This window comes from Streptomyces europaeiscabiei, assembly GCF_001550375.1.
GTDB lineage: Bacteria > Actinomycetota > Actinomycetes > Streptomycetales > Streptomycetaceae > Streptomyces > Streptomyces europaeiscabiei.
Genome location: NZ_LRTR01000897.1, coordinates 1 through 9197 on the forward strand (window position 1 = coordinate 1; position 9197 = coordinate 9197).

At 73.3% G+C, this 9197-nt stretch carries 5 protein-coding genes; all 5 read right to left on the reverse strand.

Annotation, left to right across the window (positions count from 1 at the left end; genetic code table 11):
* Positions 1-1150: hypothetical protein (locus tag AWZ10_RS45305; protein WP_060894146.1), on the reverse strand; the 1150-nt coding region annotated here is incomplete at its 3' end.
* A gap of 61 nt (positions 1151-1211) precedes the next feature.
* Positions 1212-2999 (reverse strand): Hsp70 family protein, encoded by a 1788-nt coding sequence (locus tag AWZ10_RS45310; RefSeq protein ID WP_046704591.1) that lies wholly within the window; start codon positions 2997-2999, stop codon positions 1212-1214.
* Positions 2996-5140: an Hsp70 family protein gene (locus tag AWZ10_RS45315; protein ID WP_046704590.1), complete on the reverse strand. Its 2145-nt coding sequence runs from the start codon at positions 5138-5140 to the stop codon at positions 2996-2998. The genes AWZ10_RS45310 and AWZ10_RS45315 overlap by 4 nt, the downstream gene beginning before the upstream one ends.
* Before the next feature lie 55 nt (positions 5141-5195).
* Positions 5196-5555, reverse strand: coding sequence for a hypothetical protein (locus AWZ10_RS45320; RefSeq protein WP_046704589.1), 360 nt, complete (start codon positions 5553-5555; stop codon positions 5196-5198).
* Positions 5555-9197, reverse strand: a 3643-nt coding sequence (locus AWZ10_RS45325) for a hypothetical protein (protein WP_159058609.1), incomplete at its 5' end; no start/stop codon positions are given. The genes AWZ10_RS45325 and AWZ10_RS45320, both read right to left, overlap by 1 nt.

Here is a 9197-nt window from a genome sequence, read left to right on the forward strand (position 1 = left end):
CCTGCCAGTGCGCGGCCGCGGCGTCCCAGCGTTCGGTCGCCTCGCGCATCCCGTCGACCGCGTCGTTCGTACGCTCCGCACCCGCGGCGACGGCCTCCGCCGCCCGCTCGGCGGCCTGAGCCACCGTGTCGGACTTCGCCGCCAGCGTCTGCTGGACACTGACCAGCGACTCGAACGCGGTCCGCACGGTGTCACCGGCGGCCTGGACCCGGTCCGCGATACCGCGAGCCGCGTCCTCGTTGGCCTGCCGCGCCTGCGTCGACGCCACCAGGCTCGCCTTGACGGCGCCCTCGACCCGGTCGGCCGCGCCGCCGATCCTGGGTACCTCGCCGGACAGCGCGGCCGCGGCCTTCCGCAGCGCGTCCGTCGCCTTGCCCACGGCCGTCGCGCCGGCTGCCAGGGTCTTGTGGCTCTCGTCGGCCCTCTCGGTCAACTCCCGCAACTGCTCGGCGGCGTGCGTCAGTTCTTGGGTGAACTGCTCGGGGGAGGCCCTGCGGTGCGGGGCGAGACTCATCTGGACCCGGGTCAGCAGCGCCGCGAGCGAGCCGAGCAACCGCCCGTCCGCGGCCTCCCGGGCCTCCTCGTCCCGCTCGGTGCGGGTCCGGACGCGCGCGTGCCACACCGACAGCAGCACCAGCAGCGTGATCAGCAGGGCGGCTGTCAGGGCCACGTTCTCGAAGCGGCCGAGCGCCGACAGCCGTCCGTCGAATCCCGACTGCCACAGCTGCAGAAAGGGACGGGTGGCTTCCTCGGGCCGGTCCCGGGCCAACTCGCCGTAGGCACGTACGGCTTCGCGCAGCCCGAACCACGTGACCAGCAGCGGGACGAACACCAGTACACCCAGCGCGGCCTCCAGGACACCGTCCCGGGGGCTCCGGCGCGACCATGCCGGACGCCACCACGGCTGGTTCGGGGGAGGGGCGGGCTGCGGTGGATCCGCGAGACTCTCGGCGCGTACGAAGGACTGGACGAGATCGACCTCGGCCCACCGGTCGAGCCGGTCGCCGTTCGTCAAGTCCTCAGCCAGCAACCGGAGTTCTTTCGCGCAGACGTCGAGCCGGGACGTCTGGTCGAGCAGGTCCTCCAACTCCTTGCCCAGGACCTTCTCGTCCAGGAACGTCGACCCGTGGGGCGGGGATACGGTCGTCAAGCGTGTTTCTCCTGACTCGGCACCGGGACGGCCGGTGGTCGTGCGATCTGCCGGGCACTCATCAGCGTGGGACGCCACCCCTGGCCCCGTGGTTTCTGCCATGGCGGCCCAGTCGCTCCAACAGGTCCTGGGCGGAGCCGTGTTCAGGATTCCATGCGAGGCACTGGCGCAGCGCCTCGACGGCCTCGTCGCGCCGGCCGCGGCCGTGCAGCCGGTCCGCGTGCCGATAGGTGCGCTCGGCGAGCAGTTCGCGGACGCGGGTGTTGGTGGGGTCGTGGTCGTAGGCGCAGCGCAGCCAGCGGTAGGCGTCGGTGAAGTGCTCGGGCGAGGAGTCGGCCATCGCCGCCGCGCAGTGCACATGGATCATCGCGTCCAGCAGATCGGGTCCGGACGCGCCGTCGTGCGCGGCCTGCCAGGCGGCGTGTGCCGTGCGTACGGCGCGGTCGTACCGGCCCTGCGTCAGCAGGTCACGAGCGGCGGAGAGCAGACGCGCGGCGTCCTGGTCCGCCGGGTGCGCGGACTCCGCCGACCGGGACGGCCCGGATAGCCCGGACGGCTCGGCGGCGTCCACCGGTCCGGGGGCGTCGAGGGCGTCGAGCAACGCCCGCGCCTCGGCCACCACCGCCTCCAGCAACGCCCGCGCCTCGGTCACCTGCCCGCGCGCCACCAGCTCGCGAGCGCGGGCGATGTCGAGGGGAGCGCCGTCCGTCACCCCCGGGCCGGACAGGAGGGTGACGCTGAGCCGGGGAGAGTCCGCCAGAGTGTCGTCGGACGCCTCCGATTCCAGGGCGAGCCCGTCGAGGCCGGACGGCGGTAGCCCCGCGAGCCGCGACGCGTGCATCAGGGCGCCCAGGGCGAGCAGGTCGGCGGAGGCCCGGACGGTCGTGCGCCCGAGCCCGCGCGCCCCCGCCCGGACCTGCTCCAAGCGTGTGCCTCCGCCCACCAGCAACAGCGTGTCCACGTCCCGCGCGGCCATTCCCGACTGGTCCAGCAGGGTGTGCGCGCGGCCGAGGGTCCGCCGGACATGCCGGTCCAGGAACGCCTCCTGCTGGTCACGATCGAACCGCAGTCGCTCCGCGGATCCACCGAGGGCCGTCTCCAGCACCGCGGAGTCGTCACCGCCGGGTGCGCCAAGCCGTTCCCTGATCTCCTGCACCCGGGCACGCAGCCCCAGCCAGTCGGCCTCGTCGAGTCCGTCCGGATCAGTCCGGTCCCGCACCGTCCGTGCCACGGCGGTCAGCGCGGCCTCGTCGAACGCCCGGCCGCCGGTGCTCGACGCGGTCTCGTGTCCGAGAGCCCGGTAGCGGCCCCGCGCACCGCGGATCAGGCCCAGTTCGAATCCGCCGTACCCGAGGCCGTAGACGAGGCATGTGCTGCTGCCCCGGCCCGCCGTGTGTCCGATGACCGCGGCCATCGCGTCACCGATCAGCCGCACCTCGGTGAGTCCGGCCGCGCGCGCCGCGTCGAGCAGGGCCGCCCGCTGTGCCGAGCGGTAGCCCACGGGTACCGAGACGACCGTCTGCGCGATCCGGCCGGAGGCCGCCGCCTCGACCTGTTCGCGCAGTTCCCGCAGCATGCGGGTCACCAGTTCGTCCGGCGTCGTGCGCGCATCGCCGACGAGTACCGCACGCCCACTGCCCAGTCGGCTCTTGAGGCTGGGGAACGTGACCGGAAGCGGCCCGGTCACGGCGGGCTCGCACAGCAGCCAGGGCCAGTACGAGGCGGACGGCGTCAGCCGCCGCACCGAGCCCCCCGGCCGGCCGAACGCCGCGCGCAGCCCCGTGCTGCCGAAGTCCAGTCCGAGCCCGATCTCGTGACCGCTCGCCCCCGTGCGCCGTGGCGCGGTCACGCGTCCACCGCGTCGTCCGGGACCCGCAGTATCCCGCCGAAGCGCTCCGCGTCCCGCAGCGCGGACACCCTGCGCGCGCTGTACGCCTGCGCCACCAGGTTGGCGAGATTACGGGCCTGCTGGTCGGTGTGGGCGCGGTTGCCCTCGGCATGGGCCTGCTTCACGTAGCCGAGCGCCTCGTTGATCCGGCGGGCGGTGTCCGGCGGTGCGCCGTCCGCCGCCAGCTCCGCGTGGAGGAACTGACTGGCGTGACCGCAGTGGTGGTACATGCCGTCGACCAGCAGTTCGGTCAGGCGCTGGTACTCACCGCTCTCTCCCAGCAGCAGGGCCTGGCCCGCCTGCTCGATGTCCCGGCGGAACTTCATCTCCTGCAGGTGGTCGATGTACGACCCGTACCGCTGGAGAAACCGGTCCGCGTCCCGTTTGGCGTACTCCAGGCGCTCGCGCAGCGTGGCGCTGTCCGGCTCGGCCGGCGCGGCGGGTGGCTGGGTGCGAGGCTTCTCCCGGCTCGGAACCGCCTCCTGCTGGAAGTTCATCCTCGGTACGGCGATCGTCACCCTGATGTTGCGGTTCGCGTCGTAATTGAACGACACCTCGACGCGTTCCCCGATGTCGATGGGCTCCGGCAGTTCCAGTTCCACGACGCCCTGTTCCCGGTTCTTGCTGGCCACCGGGCTGTTGCCCTCGTACACGGGGACACGGATGACTTGGCGGTCGGTCGCCTGGAAGACCTCGGTGCACGGCTGCGGCAGGGGGTACGCCATGCCGCCGCGGATGATCGGCACGAACACGTCGCGTTGCGAGCCCCGGACCGCGGCGACGCCCATCGCGTCGCCGGTCACCTCGTGCAGACCGATGTCGCCGACCGCGCGGGCGTTGGTCAGGCTCGTCCCGCACGCCGAACACGCCGTGTCGGACTCCTCGTTGAGCTTCCTGCAGTCCGCTTCGGGGCACTCCACGCCGTGCAGTGTCCCGGCGAGGATGCCTGCGCCGAGCGCCACGCACTCCATGGGGTTGATGTTCCGGCGGACCTTCTCCTTGCCGAAGCAGGCCTCCACCGCCTCGTACACGGGCCGCACCAGCGTCCCGCCGCCGACCAGGAGCACATCCGTGATCTGCTCGGGGCTCAGGTTGTCCTGCTCCAGGGTGTCGCGGACCAGACGCATGGTGCGCTCCACGAGCGGCGCGGTCACTTCCCGCAGATCGGCCCGCGTCAGGGGCATGTCGACGTCGACGACGACGCCGTCGTCGCTCCTGTACGCGGCGGGGATGAAGACGACCGTCTCCGAGGCGTCGTTGAGTTCCCGCTTCGCCTGTTCGGCGAACTTCTTCGCGGTGAACTGGAACTTCTTGTCCCCGGACGGGTCCACGGCGTGGTTCTTGCGTACCCACTCGGCGATCCGGTCCACGAGGGCCAGGTCGAAGTCGTCCCCGCCGAGCCAGTCGTCGCCGGCGAACCTGCGTACGGTGAACTGGGCGTTGCCGGCCCGGTCCCGGGTCGAGTCCAGGACCGAGATGTCGAACGTGCCGCCCCCCAGGTCGTAGACGAGGATGCGGCTGCGGTCCCCGTCCCGCTTGTCCAGGCCGAAGGCGATCGCGGCCGCCGTGGGCTCGTCGATGATCTTCTTGACGACGATCCCGGCGAGCTCGGCGGCCTCCCGCGTGGCGGCCCGCTGGGCGTCGCCGAAGTAGGCCGGCACCGTGATCACCGCGTGGGTCACCTGTGTGCCCAGGCTCCGCGAGGCGTCCTCCACGAGCTTGCGCAGGATCGCGCTGGAGATCTCGGCCGGGGTGACGTTGCGGTCCCCGAGGGCGACGTGCGCCCGCGGGTCGTCGTCCGGGCCGGGGACGATCTCGTAGGCGAGGTTCGCCCGGGCCCGGACCACCTTCGCGTCCGTGAAGTCACGGCCCATCAGCCGCTTGACCGACACCACCGTGCCGTCGAGCTGGCGGGCTGCCCGGTCGAGCGCGGTCCTCCCGACCAGCAGTGACTCGGAGCCGTCGGTCCGCAGAAGACCGACCACCGAGGGCGTCAGCGCCTCGCTCTGCCCGTTGGGGACCACCCGGGCCTCCCCGCGCTCCGGGTCGTAGCGTGCGACCCCGCTGTTGGTGGTGCCGAGGTCGATGCCGATCGACGTCATCGCTGTTCCGTCCCTTCCCCTGTCCGCACCGTCCGCCGTCCCCTCGCGTCGCCCGTCATTCGCCGAACCGGATCAGTTCGTCCAGCAGCCGGGCGGCCCAAGGAGGGGGCGGCTCCGCGGGCGCCGCCGGCTCCGCCGGGCCACCGTCGGCCGCACCGGCGGCCGCATCGCCGGCGCCATGCGCGCCCTCCGTGTCGTCGATGTCGTACAGGAAGAGATCGAGCAGCAGGCGTTGGCGCGGGTCGCGCAGGTCGTTCCAGGCCTGCTGGGTGTGCGGGTTCATCAGACCCCGGGCCAGCAGCTCGAAGGAAACGTCCTGCATCTCGGCGTGAGTCGTCCACGGCGTCACCCCCACCGTGGCCAGCGCCTCGTACGGCGACGGCGCGCCCGGCACCTCGGAACGGTCCTCGATCATCACTCGGTCTCCTCCTCCACGTGTTCCAGCGGGTCCGGCAGGGTGTCGAGCCGGCGGCGGACCATGTCCAGCAGCAGGCTGCGTATCTCCGGTGCGGGCGGATCCGCGCGGACGGCCCGGATGAGCAGGTGCATGGCTCGCGGGAGGTCGCCCTCCACCGGGTCACGCGGCACGAGTCCTGCCAACCGCCGTGCGAACGACGGCAGATCGGTCTCGTCCGGCGGCTGCTCCCGCGCCGTCGTCCGCATCAGCTCGGTCATGCCGTCGATGCCGAGCTCCCCGGCGACCAGGGTCTCCAGCGCGTTCAGTGTCTCTCCGAGCGTCTCGCGGTAGGCGCTGTGCGGCAACGGCTGCCCCAGGCCGGTGTGCAGCAGCGCGAGAGCCTCCTCGACGGCCCTCAGCCGTGCCGCGGGGGAGGACACCCGCCCGTCCGTCGTGAAGACCAGTGACCGTACGAGGTTGTCTCGGGCGTGGCCCGACTCGGGGTTCAGCGCCAGCGCCCGCCGCAGGTCGGCCTCCGCGGCCGGCCCGTCGAGCGACAGCCCGTAGCGTCTGCGCTCGGAGGCCCGCCACACCCCGCGTTGCGAGAGCACCTTGGACAACTGCGTGTCCAGCCGGCCCGCGAGATCCCGGGACAGGGGACGCAGTACCGGGCCGACCTCCTCGAGCAGCGTCACCGCCTCGTTCAGGGCGGTGTCCCGCTGCTTGTGGTCCACCACATCGCGCAGCGCCTCGACCCGCCCCAGCACCATGTGCACCACGGCCTGCTTGGTGCGGGCCTCCATCCCGGCCTTCGCCGAGGCACGCACGGCCTCGGCCCACTGCGTCAAGGCCCGGTCCACCCCGCCCGAGCCACTGGTGAGCGCCGCCTGCGCGAGTGCGAGACGGGCCTGCACCGCGAGCGCCGTACCGTCCTGCACCAGCCGGGCGTGACGTCCGGGCAGCCGCAGATAGGCCGGGTTGCGGTGGACGAAGTCCTGGCAGTGACCGCACTCCCGGAGGTGCGCGGCGAGGTTCGCGCGGGCACCGGGGCCGCCGCAGTCCTCGGGCAGGTCGGTGAGCGTACCGAGCACGGGCAGCGCGTCGAGCGCCTGCTCGAACCGGTGCGCCTCGGACAACGCGGAGGACCGCGCCAACTCCGAGAAGGCCCAGCGCAGTTCGCGTACCGCGTACTCGCCCGGGTCCTGCCCTCGGTGGGCCGCGGCGCTCAGCTCGGCGGCCTGCTCGGCCAGGGGGACCTCAAGCCGGAGCATGCGCAGATATCGAGGGCCGCAGGCCGGTGCGCCTCCCGTGCCCGGGACGGACGGCAGGCCGCCCACGTACCTCAACACCCGGGCCCCGCCGAGCTCCGCCTCGAACACGCCGGTCAGCTCCCGGTACGCCTCCGCCTGCGCCGGGCGGCCCTGCTCGGTGTGGCGTTGCTCGGCCGTGGCCAGTTGCCCGAAGAGGTGGCGGCTGAGCGCCCAGCACAGCTGGGCCATGTCATCGGGCGTCACGTTCCGGCGGTAGCGGCTCGCGCGTTCGGTACGCCAGCCGTCCCAGTAGTCCTTGTCGCTCAGCAGCGCCGCCCAGTACACGAGCGCCGCTTCCCAGGCGCGCACCGCGTGCTCCCAGGCGCCGCTGTCCTCGAGCTCCTGCGCCTGCCACAGGTGGGCGACGGCCAGCCCGTGGACCACCGACATGTCTCCGGGAGCCGTCGCCAGCCGCTGTCGCCACGCAGTGAGGGCCGCGTCCCTGCCCCGCGCGAGCAGGAGCAGCAGCGGGGCCTCGCGCGGGAACTGCTCGCACAGGGCGGCGAGTGGGTCGGGCTCGCCGTCCGGCGCGATCCGTGTCACCGCCTCGCGGACCGCGGTCGGCGCGTGCCACCGGTAGAGCAGGGCGTCCAACTCCAGCCGCAGCCCGGGCAGCCGCAGTCTGTCCCAGGCCACCCGCTCCGACCAGTCCCAGGTCCTGCCGCCCAGCTCCATCAGCGTGAACGACGCGTCGTTCACGACGTCCATGGACGAGTCAGGGCCGATGCCGGCGTCCCGCAGAGCCCGGTACGGGAAGGTCGTGTCGCGCAGTGCCAACGGGTCGGCCACCAGGGACTCGCCGATCGGGCCGTCCGTCCAGGGCAGCGCCCGCAGCGTCGTGCGCAGCTGGGCGGCCCGGGCCCCCGCCTCCTCGTGGTCGTCACCGGCCCGTTCGTAGGCCTCGGCCGCGGCGGTGAGGCGGCCCCGTTCCTCCAGCAGCCGGCCCTCGCAGTGGGCCAGCCTCCGGTCGGCGTCCCGATGGTCCCCACAGCCCCGGAAGGCGTCCACGGCCCGGTGCCAGTCCTGATCGGCCTCCGCGAGGCGGCCTCGCGCGTAGCCGGCTATCCGGGGCGCGTCGGAGTGGGCGCGCAGCGCCTCGGCCACCCGGTGCGCCTCCTCCCAGTTCCCCTCGGCCTCGGCGGCCCGGGCCCGCGCGTACTCTTTGCGCACGGAGGAGTCGGCGAAGCCGCCGTGCTCGGCGAAGGACTCCGTCAGTTCCTCGTAGCTCGCCCGGATGGCATGCCATCGCTCCGCGTCGTCGTCGGCGGCGGCTTCGTCGATCCTGGCGTGCGCGTACCGCGTGCGCGAAGCGGTGTCGCCGTGCTCCTCGGGAAGGTCCCGGTAGGCGGTCAGCGCTTCGGCCCAGCGGTCCGCCAGCTCGTGCAACCGTGCCTGCGCGTAGCCGTGCAGGCGTGTGAACTCCTCGTCCTCGGTGGCGAACCCCGCGTAGAGGTCCCGGGCGCGTTCCCAGTCGCCCCCGCTCTGCGCGTGCATCCCCGCGGCCTTGCACCGCAGCAGCCCCACCGCCCCGTCCAGCGCCTTGTCCGGCACGCCGTCCAGATGGCCCAGTACGGAGGTCCAGGTGCCGGGTGGTGCGGAGGCTTCCTGATGTTCGGCGAGGCGGGCACGCGCGTACTTGCGGCGGTGGCCCACATCGCCGTCCGCGTGGCCGTCCGGCAGCCCGCCGAAGCCGTCGACGACGGCGTTCCAGTCCCCGCGCGCGTAGGCGGCACGGGCCCGCGTGTACAGCAGCAGTTCGGCCGGTGGCTGCGGGAAGTCGTGGACCTGTTCGGGAACCCGGTCCAAGTGGTCCCGGGCCGCCTCCCAGTCCTGACGCAGGGCGCAGAGCCGACCGAGCGAGTACCGGCGCCGTGGACCGGCGTCGGGGTGTGTCGAGTCCGCGTACGTCTCGGCGGCCGCCTCCCAGTCCCCGGCCGCCTCCGCGATCCGCCCCTCGGCGAATCGCCGCAGCGACCGCGTGTGGTCGTCCGCCTCCGGGAGAAGGCGCAGACATTCGACGGCCCGGTGCCAGTCACCCGCACCGGCTGCGGCGTCCGCGCTCTCGCGCACCCGTCTCCGCAGGGTGTCGACCCATGGGCCGGGGCGGGGCAAGGGGGCCGACAGACGGTGGGCGTCGGCGTCGGCCGCCGCCGGACGGCCGGCCGACGCCGCTTCCATGGCGGCCAGGGCCTCGGACCAGGCGCCGTTCTCGGCGGCGGCACGGCCACGGGCGTGGTGGGCTCGCAGGGGACCGTCGAAGAAGCCGTCGGCGGTGGCGAAGTGGTCCGCCGCCTCGGCCCACCGTTCCCCGGCCTCGGCCACCCGCCCGGCGGCGTAGGCGGCCCAGGCC